Genomic DNA, 13,848 nt, shown 5'->3' on the forward strand with positions numbered 1-13,848 from the left:
TACAACGACGTTTCACGACATCGCGCTTGTCCTTCACCGACGATGCCCGGAGGCTCGCGGTGTGCCCGTCCGCGACCGCCTTCTCGCGTGCCTCGTCGCGGTGTGCTGGGGGCTGAACTTCCCCGCCACCGCACTCGCCCTCGAGCAGTTCCCGCCCCTGTTCATGGTCGCCCTGCGCTTCGCGCTCGTGGGCCTGCCCGCGCTGCTGCTGATCCCCCGGCCGCGCGTCCCGCTGCGCTGGCTGGTCGGCGTCGGGGTGGGCATCGGGATCCTGCAGTTCGCGTTCCTCTACGCGGGCATGGCCGCCGGCATGCCGAGCGGCCTGGCCTCCCTCGTCCTGCAGGCGTCGGCGCCGTTCACCGTCCTCATCGCCGGCTTCTGGCTGCACGAGCGGCTGACCGCGCGCCAGCTCGGCGGAGTGCTGCTCGCCGTCCTCGGCCTGGCCGCGATCGCCGTGCACCGGGCGCAGACGGCCGCCTGGCTACCCGTCGTCCTCACCCTCTGCGGGGCGCTCGGCTGGGCGATCGGCAACGTCTGCAGCCGCCGGGCGCAGGCGCCGAACGCGTTCCACCTGACGCTCTGGACGGCGGCGATCCCGCCCGTGCCCATGCTGGTGCTGGCGCTGGTCGTCGAGGGCCCGACCCGCATCGGGCGCTCGCTGTCGACCGCGTTCACGACGTCCGCGCTGCCGTCGGTGCTCGGGCTGCTCTACGTCGTCGTCGTCGCCACGCTGGTCGGCTACGGGATCTGGAACACCCTGCTCTCCCGGCACCCGTCGAACGTGGTGGCACCGTTCTCCATGCTCGTGCCGGTGGTCGGCGTCCTCGCGTCGTGGCTGGCCTTCGGCGAGGTGCTGGACCCGGTGGAGCTGGTCGCCGGCGTCCTCGTGGTGGGCGGCGTCCTCGTCGCCTCCCGGCCGGCCCGCCGCACCGCGACGCCGGCCGCGCCGATCACCCAGCCAGCGTGACCGGGTTGACGATGTCGGCGACGAGCAGCAGGAGCGACAGCGCCAGGAAGAGACCGGCGACGGCGTAGGCGACCGGCATCAACCGCGCGATGTCGAACGGCCCCGGGTCGGGCCGGCCGCGCACGCGGGCCACCGTGGCCCGCCCCTTCTCGTAGAGCGCGCCGGCGATGTGCCCGCCGTCGAGCGGGTAGATCGGCAGCATGTTGAAGAGGAACAGCACCATGTTCATCCCGGCGAGCAGCTGGATGAAGTAGCTGATCTTCTGCGTCCCGGAGAAGCCCTCGAAGGCGAACACCTCGCCGGAGATCCGGCTGACGCCGACCACGCCGATCGGGCCGAGCGGGTCGCGCTCCTCGCCGAGGAACGTGGCCCGGAACAGCTGTGGGACGCGCTCGGGGATCTCGAGCAGCCGGTCCACCGACCGGACGACGATGGTGCCGAGATGGCCGGGGACGTCGGTGATCGACTGCCGCACGTCGCGCGGCGCCGGGCTGATCCCGACGAAACCGACGGTCTCGGTCCGCTCGCCCTCGTCGTCGGCGTACACGCGGTTCTCGGTGGGCGTGACCGTGAGGTCGAGCCGTTCATCCTCGCGCTCGACGGTGAAGACGACCGGCTCGTCGGCGCTGACCCGGATCGCCTCCTGCACCTGCTCCCAGCCGACGTCGGTCTCCCGGGACACCGGCTCGCCGTCCAGCGCCACGATGGTGTCGCCCGGGGCGAGTCCGGCCTCGCTGGCGGGGCTGCGGGGCGGGAGCGCGCAGCCGGGGGCCCCGGTCTCGCAGAGCTGTCCTTCCGGCGTGATCGGCACCGCGCACGGGTCCTCCGCGCGCGCCGACGCCGCCCCGGCGGGCAGCACGCAGTCCGGCACCCGGGCGATGGTGGTGGTGATCTCCGGGATGCCGAAGCCGACCAGGACGACGGTGAAGAAGACGACGGCCAGCACCAGGTTGTGGAACGGCCCGGCGAACATCACGATGACGCGCTGCCACCAGGGCTTCTTGTAGAAGACGCGGCCGCCGTCGGAGGGCAGCACGTCGTTGAGCGACTGCCCGCGGACCTCGGCGATGAAGCTGCGCATCCGGGTGGCGCGCTTGCTCTCGCCCTCCTCGGCCGGCGGGATCATGCCGACGATGCGGATGTAGCCGCCCAGCGGGATCGCCTTGACGCCGTACTCGGTCTCGCCGCGGCGCCGGGAGAACACCGTGGGCCCGAAGCCCACCATGAACTGCGGCACCCGCATGCCGAACTTCCGGGCCCACCAGAAGTGGCCGGCCTCGTGGAAGGCGATGGAGAACATCAGGCCGAGGGCGAAGAGGACGATCCCCAGGATCGTCAGCAGGATCTCGCTCAGCTCGGCCCCTCCGTCACATGCCTCGGTCGATCACGCGCCGGGCGTGCTCCCGGGCCCACTTCTCCGCCGCCAGGACGTCGTCGACGCAGGTGGGGGCACCGAGATCCGGTGCGGCGTCGAGGGTACGCGCGACGAGGTCGACGATCCCTGTGAACGAGAGGCGACCCGCCACGAACGCCGCGACGGCCTCCTCGTTGGTGGCGTTGTACATCGCCGGCACCACGCCACCGGCCTCCCCGGCCTCCCGCGCCAGCCGCACCGCGGGGAACGCCTCGGAGTCCAGCGGGGCGAACTCCCAGGTGCTGGCCGTCGACCAGTCCAGCGCCGGCTGCACGTCGGGCAGGCGGTCGGGCCAGGCGAGGGCCAGCGCGATCGGCAGCCGCATGTCCGGCGGGCTGGCCTGGGCGATGGTGGCGCCGTCGGCGAAGGTCACCATCGAGTGCACGATCGACTGCGGGTGCACGACGACGTCGATGTCGGCGAACGGGACGCCGAAGAGCAGGTGGGCCTCGATCAGCTCCAGGCCCTTGTTCACCAGCGTGGCCGAGTTGACGGTGATGACCGGGCCCATGTCCCAGGTGGGGTGGGCCATCGCCTGCTCGACGGTGACGGCGGACAGCTCCTCGCGGGTTCGGCCGCGGAACGGACCGCCGCTGGCGGTCAGGACCAGGCGGGCCACCTCGCTCCGGTCACCACCCCGCAGGCACTGGGCGATCGCCGAGTGCTCGGAGTCGACCGGTACCAGCTGGCCGGGCGCGGCGGCGGCGAGGACCAGGTCCCCGCCGGCGATCAGCGACTCCTTGTTGGCCAGCGCCACCGTCCGCCCGGCGGACAGCGCGGCGAGCGTCGGGCCCAGGCCGATCGACCCGGTGATCCCGTTGAGCACCACGTCGGCGGGGCGGGCGGCGAGCTCCTCGGCCGCCCGCGGACCGGCGAGGATCTCCGGCAGCGCGTACTCCCCCTTGGCCCAGCCGCGCTGGGACGCGGCGGCGTAGAACGCCAGCTGCAGGTCCTGGGCGGCGGTGGCCCGGGCGACGGCGACGGTGCGCACACCGAGGGAGAGCGCCTGCTCGGCCAGCGTGGCGACGTCCCCACCACCGGCGGCCAGCCCGGTGATCCGGACCCGGCCCGGGTTCTGGCGAGCGACGGCGACGGCCTGCCGGCCGATCGAGCCGGTGGAGCCGAGGAGGGTGATCTCGCGGGGTTCGCTCGACGCCTCCGCTTCGCTCCCGCGGGGCGCTCCGCTCCTCACTCGTCCCGCGCTGCGATGCTCACGCCCCTGTTCGCTCACACCCGCATACTCCCCGACCCGCCGTGCACACCCACCTCGGAGGGTGCGGCGACCCCACGCCTGCCAGAATGGCGGGGTGACCGAGGCATTCCACTCCCCGTCGACCCAGCGGGTCAACCAGCCCGGACGAGAAGAGGGCATCGTCCGCGCCGGCTCCCACCCCGTCGAGCACGAGAGCCCGCAGGACTGGGGCTGGCACGGCGAGACCGGCAAGTGGGGCCAGATCGGCGGCTGGCTCGCCACGATCGTGATCCTGACCTACCTGATCGGCAACCACGAGGGCCGCGTCGAGGACCTCTGGCTCTACGCCATCGCCGGCATCATGGCCCTCATCCTGATCTGGGACCTGCGCCGCAAGAAGACCGCCTGGCGTCGCTGACGCCAGGCGGTAGCGACGGCGGCCGGGTTCCCTGCGCGGGAGCCCGGCCGCCGTCGTCTGTCGGCACCGGAGGACCGAGGACCCTGCTGCCGGCAGGACGACGTGGACCGTCGGCACGTGCGCCGGATGGCGGCTACGGACGGAACGGGCGCTGACTTCGTCAACTTCTGGCCGGAAAGCTCTCGAACCATGGCGTGTCCTGCCCGTTTCTCGATCGCACAGCGGGCGCCGCTTGTCGGTAGACATTGCCTATCCGGTCGCGCACCGGTCCCGATGAACCGGAGCGTCCGATGTCCCGCTCGTCCCTCGCCCGCGTCGCCGCCGCGTCCGGGCTGACCCTCGGCCTGGCTCTGGCGAGCGCAACGCTCGCGCCGGCCGCCCACGCCGCGCCCGCCCCTGCCGCACCCTCGGCGGCTCCGGTCGTCACTCCTGCCTCCGTGGCCGCGGGTCCGGCCACCACCGTCACCATCACGGGGACCGGCTGCACCATCTCCGGCTCCACCGTCCCCACCACCGCATCCGCCGGCGTGAGCTTCGGGGAGATGGGCAACGGTGGCCAGGTCCAGGCCAACACCGACGGCACCTGGTCGATCAACGTCAAGCTCCCGGCCGACCTGCCCGCGGGCAGCTACCCGGTCATGGCGAAGTGCCTCACCTACTACGGCACCGACCTCTTCACCTACGCCGCGCAGTCCGTGACCGTCACCGCCCCGGCCGCGCCCGTCAAGACCGCGACCGTGACCAAGGACGCCAAGGGCGTCGTCACCGTCACCGCCGAGCCCGGCCAGTCGCTCACACCGCAGGGCCCCGTCAAGGTCGGTCAGCGCCTCGCCCTCCGCCTCACCGGGTACACCCCCGGGGAGACCGCCAAGCTCGTGCTCCACTCGACGCCGCGGGACATGGGGACCCGCACGGCCGGTGCCGACGGCGTCCTCGTCACCGACTTCGTCGCCCCGGCCGGCACCCCGGCCGGTGAGCACACGCTGAAGGTCACCAGCGCCGACGGCACCGTGCGGAGCTACCCCGTCACCATCTCGGCGGAGAAGCTCACCGCCGCCGAGCTGGCGGCCACCGGCGCGGACGTCACCGTCCCGCTGGTCGGCGGCATCGCGCTCGTCCTGGTCGGCGCCGGCGTCACCTACGTCGCACGCCGTCGCCCGACGGGGGCTGCGCAGGCCTGAGCATGACCACGTCCGCCACGGGCGCCGACCGGGACTGTCCCGGTCGGCGTCCGTGGCGTCCGCGTCTGCGGCCGACCCGGCTCCGGCTCGCGCTGGCCGCCGTCGTCGTCCTCGCACTGGTGTGTGCCGACGCCGCGCTGCTGCAGAGCCGGATGGATCGGCTCGACGTGACGCTGACCGCCGGCGAGGGCACCACGTGGGTGCTGGTCGGCACCGATTCCCGGGCGGCCCTCCCTGCCGGGGCGCCGGCATCTGAGTTCGGCACCGCCGACGACGTCCCCGGCACCCGAGCCGACGTGGTCCTGGTCATCCACGAGTCGACGGAAGGCACGACCGCGTTCTCCGTGCCGCGTGACCTCCTGGTGCCCGAGGGGCCACTCCCCCCGAGGCTGGCCGTGACCTGGCTCGACGGTCCGCAGGCCACCGTGGACGCGCTGTGCACCGTCGGTATCCCGACCGACCACCTCGTCGCCGTCGACCTGGCGGGGTTCGCCGCCACGGTGGACGCCGCCGGCGGCGTCGAGATCGAGATCGCCGAGCCGGTCCGGGACCCCGCCGCCGGACTGGAGCTGCGCACGACGGGGCGCCAGCGCATCGACGGACGGACGACACTCGCCGTGGTCCGGTCGCGCCATCCCGAGCACCTGGTCGACGGGATCTGGGTGCCGGCTCCAGTCGACCCGGACGGACGGGCCACGGCCGCCGGCACGGTCGTGCGGGCCCTGGCCGACGCTGCAGGGCAGCTGACGACCCGCCCTTGGCGGCTGCAGTACCTCGCGTGGGCCGGGTCCGGCGCCCTCACGGTGGACGACGGCACATCCCTGGCCGAGCTGTCCGCCCTCGCGAGCTCCGGCATCCCGGAGGTCCAGGTGCTGCCGACCGGCTTCGAGGGCGGAGACGGCCTGGTCCGGCCGGTGACGGCGGAGACCACCGAGGCGCTCGCGGCCGCGGGCATGTCGTGCGACGGCCGGGTCAGCTGACCGCGACGCCGATTGCCGAGCCGATCAGGTAGGTGATCCCGGCCGCGGCGGCCCCGAAGACCAGTTGCCGCAGGCCGGCGAACCACCAGGGCCGCGGCGTGAACCGGGAGGAGATCGCGCCGGCGGTCAGCAGACCGAGGCCGCCGCACAGCAACGCCACCCACAGCAGGGAGACGCCGAGGAGGTACGGCAGCAGCGGCAGCAGCGCGCCGGTGCCGAAGGTCAGGAACGACGAGACGGCGGCGACCGTCGGGGACGGCCGGTCCTCGGGGCTGACGCCGAGCTCGGCGAGCACGTGCAGGCGCAACGCCGTCTCCGGGTCGCGGGAGAGCTGGACCGCGACCTGCCGGGCCAGCCGGTCGTCGACGCCGCGGACCCGCAGCATCTCGGTGAGCTCGGCCAGCTCCCCCTCGGGGTTGCGCTCGAGCTCCCGGCGCTCCTTCTCGACCTCGAGGTCGAGCTGCTCGTTCTGGGTCTTCACCGAGGTGTACTCACCCAGCGCCATGGACACCGCACCGGCCACGAGGCTCGCGACGCCGGCCAGCACGATGCCCCGGGGCGCCGCTCCCCCGCCGCCGACGCCCGCGACCAGGGCGGTGTTCGTGACCAGCCCGTCCATGGCGCCGAAGACAGCTGCCCGCAGCCAGCCGCCGGAGACGTCGGCGTGGCTGTGCTCGTGCGCCTCGGCCGCAGCGGGTGGCGGGAGCGGGGCGCCGGCGGTCACGCCTGGTCCGCCTCGGCACCCAGCGGCACCGGCGGCTCGACCGGCTCGACCGACGGAGAGGCGAGCGCGACACTCGGCACGCCCTCGACCTGGTCGGCGGCGGCCAGCTGCCCGCAGGCGCCGTCGATGTCCTGGCCGCGGGTGTCGCGGACCGTCGTCGGCACGCCGGCGGCGCGCAGCCGGGCGACGAACTCCCGCTGGGCCGGCAGCGGGCTGGCGTCCCACTGGCTGCCGGGCGTGGGGTTGAGCGGGATCAGGTTGACGTGCGCGAGCCGCCCGGCGAGGAGCTTGCCGAGGAGGTCGGCGCGGAAGGGCTGGTCGTTGACGTCGCGGATGAGCGCGTACTCGATGGAGTAGCGGCGGCCGGTCCTCCGCGCGTAGGCGTCGGCGGCGTCGACCACCTCACCCACGTTCCAGCGGGTGTTGATCGGCACGAGGGTGTCGCGCAGCTCGTCGTCCGGCGCGTGCAGGCTGACGGCGAGGGTGACGTTGCGACCCTCCTCGGTGAGCTTCCGGATCGCGGGCACCAGCCCGACGGTGGAGACGGTCACGGAGCGCTGCGACAGCCCGAGCCCGTGCGGGGCGGGGGTGAGCAGCGCGTCGAGCGTCTTGCGCACCCGCGCGTAGTTGGCCAGCGGCTCGCCCATGCCCATGAACACGACGTTGGACAGCCGTCCCGGGCCGCCGTCGAGCTCGCCGTTGGCCATGGCCGCCGACGCCGCGACCGCCTGGCCGATGATCTCGGCGGCGGAGAGGTTCCGCGTCAGGCCCTGCTGGCCGGTGGCGCAGAACGGGCAGGCCATCCCGCAGCCGGCCTGGCTGGAGATGCAGACGGTGGCACGGTCCGGGTAGCGCATGAGCACGCTCTCGACCAGCGCGCCGTCGTGCAGCCGCCAGAGGGTCTTGCGGGTCCGGCCGTCGTCAGCGGTCTGGTGGCGGACGACGGTGAGCAGCCCCGGCAGCAGCGCCTCGGTCAGCGTCTCGCGAACCGCGGCCGGCAGGTCGGTCATCTGCTCCGGATCGGTGACCCCGCGGTAGAAGTGCCGGGCCAGCTGGTCGGCCCGGAAGGCCGGCTGGCCGAGCTCGGACACGGCTGCGCGGGCCTCCTCGCGGGTGAGGTCGGCGAGGTGGCGGGGCGGCTTGCCGCGGCGGGGGGCGTCGAAGACCAGGGGCAGGGCAGTCATGGCGCCCTCCATCGTCCCACTCCCCCGCCTCCCGCGGCCGGTCCGGAGACCCATCTCACCCGGCCGGACCGGACCCCTGGCATCGTCGGGGCATGAGCCGGCTCGCCGACGTCGACCTGTCCGCCACCCTGTCCAAGAAGGACGGCAAGAAGCAGCTGCAGGAGGCGCAGGAGCGGCTGGTCCACCTACGGCTGCTGCTGGGCGGCCAGATCGGCCCCGGCGACCTCGGCCCGCCGCTGCTGGTGCTGTTCGAGGGCTGGGACGCGTCGGGCAAGGGCGGGGCCATCCAGCGGCTGGTCGGCGAGCTCGACCCGCGGCACGTGCGGGTGGCCCAGTTCGCCGCACCCACCCGGGACGAGAAGCGGCACCACTTCCTGTGGCGGTTCTGGCCGGTGCTGCCCGGCTGGGGAGGCATGGCCGTGCTCGACCGCACCTGGTACGGCCGGGTGCTGGTCGAGCGGGTGGAGGGCTTCGCTCCCGAGGAGGCCTGGCGCCGCGCCTACGGCGAGATCGTCGACCTGGAGACCTCGCTGGCCGCCGAGGGCACGATCCTGGTGAAGTTCTGGCTGCACGTCTCCGCCGAGGAGCAGCTGCGCCGGTTCGAGAGCCGGCGGGCCGACCCGTACAAGGCGTGGAAGCTCACCGACGAGGACTGGCGCAACCGGGAGAAGCGGGGCGCCTACGAGGCCGCGGTCGAGGAGATGCTGGAGTGCACGGACACCGAGGTGGCGCCCTGGCACGTGGTCGCCGGGGACGACAAGCGGTGGGCGCGGGTCTCCGTCGTCCGCACGGTGTGCGAGGCGATCGAGTCGGCGCTGCACGCCCGCGGCATCGACCCGGACCCGCCGCTCGGGGACGACCGATGAGTTCCGGGCGGCCGGCCGGTCTCTAGCGGCAAGGAACCCACGAGCCACCAGGAGCGCACCATGACCGCCGTGCTGTCCACCGACACCCTCGACGTGCCGGGCGCCGCCCTCGCCTACGACGTCCGCGGGCCGCTGCCGACGGCGGACGGGCGGCCGGTGTTGCTGATGGTCGGCCAGCCGATGGACGCCGGCGGGTTCGGCACCCTGGCCGGGCTCTTCGCCGACCGCACCGTCGTCACCTACGACCCGCGCGGGCTCGCGCGCAGCGAGCGCAGCGACGGCCGGACCGACCACGACCCGGTGCAGCAGGCCGACGACCTGCACCGGCTCGTCGAGGCCCTGGGGGCCGGGCCGGTGGACCTGTTCGCGAGCAGCGGCGGGGCGGTCACGGCGCTGGCGCTGGTGGCCGCGCACCCCGGGGACGTGCGCACGCTCGTGGCGCACGAGCCCCCGATGCTGGGTGTGCTCCCCGACGCGGAGCAGGCCTTCGCCGCGTGGCGCCGGATCCGCGCGGCCTACGACGAGCGGGGCTGGGGCGCCGGCATGGCCGGGTTCGTCGCACTGACCTCGGTGCAGGGCGAGTTCACCGGCACCTTCGACCTCCCCGACCCCGCCGCGTTCGGCTTCCCGGCCGAGGACGACGGCACCCGCGCCGACCCGCTCCTCTCCGGCGCCTCCGACCCGGTGGTGGCCCACCGGCCCGACGTCGAGGCGCTCCGCGCCGCCCCGACGCGGGTGGTCGTGGCCGCCGGGGTCGAGTCGCAGGGCACGCTCACCTGGCGGACGTCCGCCGCGACCGCCGAGCTGCTGGGGCAGGAGCTCGCGGTCTTCCCCAGCCACCACGGCGGCTTCCTGGGCGGCGAGCACGGGTACGCCGGCCAGCCGGAGGCGTTCGCGGCACGGCTGCGCGAGGTGCTCGGGGACGCCTAGCGGTTCGCGCCGAGGTCGGCGTGCTGCCGGATCCAGGCGTGCATCGCGATGCCCGCGGCCACGCCCGCGTTGACCGACCGGGTGGAGCCGAACTGGGCGATGGAGACGGTCATCGCCGCGCCGGCTCGTGCCTCCGCGGTGAGCCCGGGGCCCTCCTGGCCGAACAGCAGCACGCACCGCTCGGGCAGGTCCGCCGTCTCGATCGGCACGGCTCCGGGCCCGTTGTCGACGGCCACGACGGTCAGGCCCTCCCGGGCGGCGAAGCCGAGCAGCCCGCCGACGTCGGGGTGGTGGCGCAGGTGCTGGTAGCGGTCGGTGACCATCGCGCCGCGGCGGTTCCACCGCCGCCGCCCGACCACGTGCACCTCAGCGGCGAGGAACGCGTTGGCGGTGCGCACGACGGTCCCGATGTTGAGGTCGTGCCCGAAGTTCTCGATCGCGACGTGGAACGGGTGCCGGCGCCGGTCGAGGTCGGCGACGATCGCCTCGACCGTCCAGTACCGGTAGCCGTCGACGACGTTGCGCCGGTCCCCCTCGGCCAGCAGCTGCCGGTCGTAGCGCTCGTCCTCGGGCCACGGGCCCTCCCACGGGCCGACGCCGACCGTCGTGCCCCAGTCCGTGGGGCCGGGCAGGGCGTCGTCGGTCACGCCGGCGATGCTCCCAGCCCGTCGCCGAGCCACTCCAGCCGCCCGCCGTGCGGTGCGGACCGGGCCAGCGGCCGGCGGTCCAGGGAGACGACGAACTCGTTGCCCCAGCCGTCGGCGGGACGCTCCCCGGTGCCGGGGACCATCCCGGCCGGCTCCTGCGCCAACCAGCGCACCGGGAGACCGGCGACGGTCTCGGCGAAGCGGGCCCGGACGTCACCCGGGACGTAGGGCAGCACGGCGGTGTGCAGGACGACGACGGTGCTGCCGGGGGCGGCGAACCCGAGGGCGTCGGGGAGCCGGTCGACCAGGTCCCCGCGCAGCAGCGTGGCCGGCTCGGCGGCCGCCACCTGTGCGGCGGCGTCGAGCCGGCGCAGCCGCTCGTCGGCGACCGGGCCGGGCCAGACGAGCGCGCGCAGCCAGGCGCGGTCACCGGGATCGGCGGGGTCCAGCGGGTTGAGGTCCACACCGATGCGGGCGACCACCTCCGGCACGGCGGCGGGCACCGGCACGGCCCCGGAGGTCTCCACCCGGATGCGGAGGGAGTCCGACGGTCCGACCTGCACGCCGTCGTAGTCGTAGCCGTACCGGTCGGGGTACAGGCACAGGCCGGCGGAGGCCCCGACCTCGATCAGCGTCAGCGGCCCCTCCAGCTGGGCCAGCACCGGGAGCAGCGCTCCGCAGCGGGCGGGCTCGTTGGTCTGGGTGGCCCGGGTCAGCATGGTGGCGCGCAGCCGCTCGGCGTCGTCGGTGATCCGGCGGTCCAGCTCCGCACCGTCGCCCGGGGCGCCGCCGAGGAACTGCAGCGCCCCCAGCAGCAGGTTGGGCTGGCGCTTGCCGGTGGGCAGCGCGGCGAGGAACTCCAGCACCGTCGGGGAGCCGGCGGCGTGCTCGGCGAGCCGGGCGTACAGGGGCGACGTGGGGCGGGCCTCGTCGACGAAGGCGCGGTAGCCCTGGGCGATCCGGTCGATGTCCTGCTCCGTCATGGGGGCAGGATCGCAGGGTGACAACAGGCACCTCTCGGCCGCGTCCCGGGGCCCGCCCTGAGCCCGCGAAGGGTGGGGAGGACGTGGTCCTTCATCTGATCGAGCCGGCCGCCTGGCGCGAGGCGCTGCGCGAGGGCGCCGTCCGCCCGCCGTCGCTGGCCGACGCCGGCTTCGTGCACCTGTCGACGCCGGACCAGGTGCACCTGCCCGCGCAGGCGCTGTTCCCGGGCCGCCGGGACCTGGCACTCCTCGTCGTCGATCCCGCCCGCCTTCCCGATCCGGTGCGCTTCGAGTCCGGGCGGCCCGAGGACCCGGCGGGGATGCTGTTCCCCCATCTGTACGGCCCGCTGCCGGTGTCCGCCGTCGTCGCCGTCGTGCCGTACCGGCCGCCGGCCCCGCTGCGGCTGCCCGCGCCCGGGGACGCCGAGGCGCGCGCCCGCGCCTTCTTCACGTCGCTGCCGGTGCGGCGGGCGGTCGGCGTCGGGGACGTGCCGGGCGGCGTCGCCGTCCTCGACCCCGACCACGTCCGCTCGCACGACAACAACCGGCTGCTGGTCACCGAGGCGGTCGACGCCGGCACGGTGGAGGCCGCTGCCGACGAGGTGGGCGGCAACGCCGGCTGGCCGCACCGGGCAGCGCTGCTGGCGTGGGCCGGTGCGGAGCCGGTGGCCGCCGAACTGCGCGGCCGGGGATGGGAGACCGAGGAGCTCGTCCTCATGGCGCGGGAAGCCGGACGGCCGGCGTCGGCGCACACCTCCCGGGTCGAGACCGTGCCGCAGCAGCAGGTGCACGACTTCTGGGCGCGGTCGTGGCGGCAGGGGCTGGCCTCCCTGGGGGCGGACCTGGAGCGGACGGTGGCGGACCTGGTGGGCCGGGAGCACCTCAACGACCGGGTCGTGGCCGTCACCGACCTCGTCGTCCGCGAGGACGGCGCGGTCGTGGCCTCGGCGCAGCTGCGGGTCGACGGCGCCACCGCGGCGGTGGACTCGGTGCTCACCGACCCGGCCGCCCGGGGCCGGGGGCACGCCGACGCGCTGCTGGCGCGGGCACTGGAGCTGGCCACCGACGCCGGCTGCGATCTGGTGGTGCTGGAGGCGTCCGGCGACGACTGGCCGCGGCACTGGTACGCCCGGCGCGGCTTCCGCCCGGTGGGCTCGATGTGGGGCGTCGACCGGGGAGCCTGATGGAACGGCCCCGTCCAGGGCACCGCCCCGAGCCGGCGAGGGGTGGGGAGGACGGGGTCCTGCTAGGGCGCGAGCACCGACAGCAGCAGGTAGGCGGCGGCCGCCGACGGGAGCAGTGAGTCGAGCCGGTCCATGATCCCGCCGTGGCCGGGCAGCAGGTCGCCCATGTCCTTGATGCCGAGGTCGCGCTTGATCAGCGACTCGCCCAGGTCACCGACCGTGGCCGACACCGCGAGGGCGGCGCCGAAGACGAGCCCGCCCCACCACGGCCCGTCCAGCCACAGCCAGACGAACGGGGTGGCCATGAGCATGCAGGCCACGATCGAGCCGGCCATGCCCTCCCACGACTTCTTCGGGCTGATCGACGGCGCCATCGCGTGCTTGCCGAACAGCACGCCCGCCGCGTAGCCCCCGACGTCGCTGGCCACCACGGTCGCGATGAATGCGAGGACCCGCGCGGCGCCGTCCTCGGGGACGAGCAGCAGGACCGCGAACCCGGCCAGCAGCGGGACGTACAGGGCGACGAGTACGCCGGCCGCGGCGTCACGGCGGTAGCCTGCCGGCCCGGGGGCCAGCCGCCACAGCAGGACGGCGAGGGCGGTCAGGAAGAAGCCGGTGACCAGGCCGGTCGGTCCGCGTGTCCAGGCCAGCGCCTCCATGGCGAGGGCCCCGACCAGCAGCGGCACGAGCGGCGCGTGGAAGCCGCCCTTGCGCAGCGCCCGGGTCAGCTCCACGACGGCGACCAGGATCGCCGCGGTGAGCACGGCCAGGAACGCCGGCCGCCAGACCAGCAGCGAGGCGATGATGAGCCCGACCAGGCTCACCCCGACGCCGATGGCCGCGCGCAGGTTGCGCCCGGCCCGCCCGACCGGCTTCTCGGTGGTAGGGAGCGCCTCCACGTCGTCGGGCTGGGGCATCGCCGTCGACGTCGGCACCTCGGCGGCGGGCCGGCCGACCTCCGGGAAGGCCGCGGTGTCGTCGGGCACCGGGACCGGGGCCCGCGCGGGCAACGGCGGCAGCGGCGGCACCGGGCGGGAGGACCGCACCGGCCCCGTGTCGTCCCCGGCCGGCCGGGGCGCGCCCGCGCGCCCACCGGCACGCGGGAACGGTTCGGCGCCCGGGCGGAGGGAGCCCGGGCGGTCGGCGGAGGGAGGCGTCATCGACGTGGCGGCCGGAGT

14 protein-coding genes are annotated in these 13,848 nt (G+C 74.8%); 7 read left to right on the forward strand and 7 right to left on the reverse strand.

The window, feature by feature from the left end; genetic code table 11:
• Nucleotides 1-61 precede the first annotated feature (61 nt).
• Nucleotides 62-967: an EamA family transporter gene (locus GCU60_RS21655; RefSeq protein WP_163206390.1), complete on the forward strand. Its 906-nt coding sequence runs from the start codon at nucleotides 62-64 to the stop codon at nucleotides 965-967.
• Here the strand turns inward: GCU60_RS21655 and GCU60_RS14380 are convergent.
• Together GCU60_RS14380 and dxr are read right to left on the reverse strand one after the other, a co-directional pair.
• Nucleotides 951-2,321, reverse strand: a complete 1,371-nt coding sequence (locus GCU60_RS14380) for a M50 family metallopeptidase (RefSeq protein ID WP_275585552.1) — start codon at nucleotides 2,319-2,321, stop codon at nucleotides 951-953. The genes GCU60_RS21655 and GCU60_RS14380 overlap by 17 nt on opposite strands.
• Nucleotides 2,322-2,334: 13 nt before the next feature.
• Complete coding sequence (gene dxr, locus GCU60_RS14385) at nucleotides 2,335-3,573, reverse strand: 1-deoxy-D-xylulose-5-phosphate reductoisomerase (RefSeq protein ID WP_163206395.1); 1,239 nt, start codon at nucleotides 3,571-3,573, stop codon at nucleotides 2,335-2,337.
• Between the two features lie 115 nt (nucleotides 3,574-3,688).
• Between dxr and GCU60_RS21660 the strand changes: the two genes are divergently transcribed.
• The 3 genes from GCU60_RS21660 (at nucleotide 3,689) to GCU60_RS14400 (ending at nucleotide 6,152) form a co-directional block, all read left to right on the forward strand.
• Nucleotides 3,689-3,991: a DUF2631 domain-containing protein gene (locus GCU60_RS21660; protein WP_163206397.1), complete on the forward strand. Its 303-nt coding sequence runs from the start codon at nucleotides 3,689-3,691 to the stop codon at nucleotides 3,989-3,991.
• A gap of 290 nt (nucleotides 3,992-4,281) precedes the next feature.
• Entirely contained in the window at nucleotides 4,282-5,172 is an 891-nt protein-coding gene (locus GCU60_RS14395; protein ID WP_163206399.1) for a hypothetical protein, read from the forward strand.
• Nucleotides 5,173-5,174: 2 nt separating this feature from the next.
• Nucleotides 5,175-6,152: an LCP family protein gene (locus tag GCU60_RS14400; RefSeq protein WP_163206401.1), complete on the forward strand. Its 978-nt coding sequence runs from the start codon at nucleotides 5,175-5,177 to the stop codon at nucleotides 6,150-6,152.
• Here GCU60_RS14400 and GCU60_RS14405 read toward each other — a convergent pair.
• A complete protein-coding gene (locus GCU60_RS14405) occupies nucleotides 6,145-6,876 on the reverse strand; it encodes a VIT1/CCC1 transporter family protein (RefSeq protein ID WP_163206403.1) in 732 nt (243 codons plus the stop codon). The genes GCU60_RS14400 and GCU60_RS14405 overlap by 8 nt on opposite strands.
• The gene (rlmN, locus tag GCU60_RS14410) at nucleotides 6,873-8,060 is read right to left on the reverse strand and encodes a 23S rRNA (adenine(2503)-C(2))-methyltransferase RlmN (RefSeq protein WP_163206405.1); all 1,188 of its coding nucleotides are present in this window, start codon (nucleotides 8,058-8,060) and stop codon (nucleotides 6,873-6,875) included. The genes GCU60_RS14405 and rlmN overlap by 4 nt, the downstream gene beginning before the upstream one ends.
• 92 nt (nucleotides 8,061-8,152) lie before the next feature.
• On the opposite strand from rlmN, the gene GCU60_RS14415 reads away from it, so the two are divergent.
• Nucleotides 8,153-8,926: a polyphosphate kinase 2 family protein gene (locus GCU60_RS14415; protein ID WP_163206407.1), complete on the forward strand. Its 774-nt coding sequence runs from the start codon at nucleotides 8,153-8,155 to the stop codon at nucleotides 8,924-8,926.
• A 60-nt stretch (nucleotides 8,927-8,986) separates the two neighbouring features.
• Nucleotides 8,987-9,856: an alpha/beta fold hydrolase gene (locus tag GCU60_RS14420; protein ID WP_204262056.1), complete on the forward strand. Its 870-nt coding sequence runs from the start codon at nucleotides 8,987-8,989 to the stop codon at nucleotides 9,854-9,856.
• Here the strand turns inward: GCU60_RS14420 and GCU60_RS14425 are convergent.
• Nucleotides 9,853-10,503, reverse strand: coding sequence for a TrmH family RNA methyltransferase (locus GCU60_RS14425; RefSeq protein WP_345770605.1), 651 nt, complete (start codon nucleotides 10,501-10,503; stop codon nucleotides 9,853-9,855). The genes GCU60_RS14420 and GCU60_RS14425 overlap by 4 nt on opposite strands.
• Nucleotides 10,500-11,486: a DUF2332 domain-containing protein gene (locus tag GCU60_RS14430; RefSeq protein WP_163206409.1), complete on the reverse strand. Its 987-nt coding sequence runs from the start codon at nucleotides 11,484-11,486 to the stop codon at nucleotides 10,500-10,502. The genes GCU60_RS14425 and GCU60_RS14430 overlap by 4 nt, the downstream gene beginning before the upstream one ends.
• A gap of 83 nt (nucleotides 11,487-11,569) precedes the next feature.
• Between GCU60_RS14430 and GCU60_RS14435 the strand changes: the two genes are divergently transcribed.
• On the forward strand, nucleotides 11,570-12,670 hold the full coding sequence (locus GCU60_RS14435) for a GNAT family N-acetyltransferase (RefSeq protein ID WP_163206411.1): 1,101 nt from the start codon (nucleotides 11,570-11,572) through the stop codon (nucleotides 12,668-12,670).
• Between the two features lie 62 nt (nucleotides 12,671-12,732).
• On the opposite strand, the gene GCU60_RS14440 is transcribed toward GCU60_RS14435, so the two are convergent.
• Nucleotides 12,733-13,716, reverse strand: coding sequence for a phosphatidate cytidylyltransferase (locus GCU60_RS14440; RefSeq protein ID WP_345770606.1), 984 nt, complete (start codon nucleotides 13,714-13,716; stop codon nucleotides 12,733-12,735).
• Nucleotides 13,717-13,848: the final 132 nt, after the last annotated feature.

The organism is Blastococcus saxobsidens (assembly GCF_010682065.1).
Classification (GTDB): domain Bacteria; phylum Actinomycetota; class Actinomycetes; order Mycobacteriales; family Geodermatophilaceae; genus Blastococcus; species Blastococcus saxobsidens_B.

Excerpts from the sequence above, each read along its gene's own strand:
- GCU60_RS14395 (WP_163206399.1), top strand. The coding sequence starts at position 4,282 with ATGTCCCGCTCGTCCCTCGCCCGCGTCGCCGCCGCGTCCGGGCTGACC.
- GCU60_RS14400 (WP_163206401.1), top strand. The coding sequence starts at position 5,175 with ATGACCACGTCCGCCACGGGCGCCGACCGGGACTGTCCCGGTCGGCGT.
- rlmN (WP_163206405.1), bottom strand. The coding sequence starts at position 8,060 with ATGACTGCCCTGCCCCTGGTCTTCGACGCCCCCCGCCGCGGCAAGCCG.
- GCU60_RS14415 (WP_163206407.1), top strand. The coding sequence starts at position 8,153 with ATGAGCCGGCTCGCCGACGTCGACCTGTCCGCCACCCTGTCCAAGAAG.
- GCU60_RS14420 (WP_204262056.1), top strand. The coding sequence starts at position 8,987 with ATGACCGCCGTGCTGTCCACCGACACCCTCGACGTGCCGGGCGCCGCC.
- GCU60_RS14430 (WP_163206409.1), bottom strand. The coding sequence starts at position 11,486 with ATGACGGAGCAGGACATCGACCGGATCGCCCAGGGCTACCGCGCCTTC.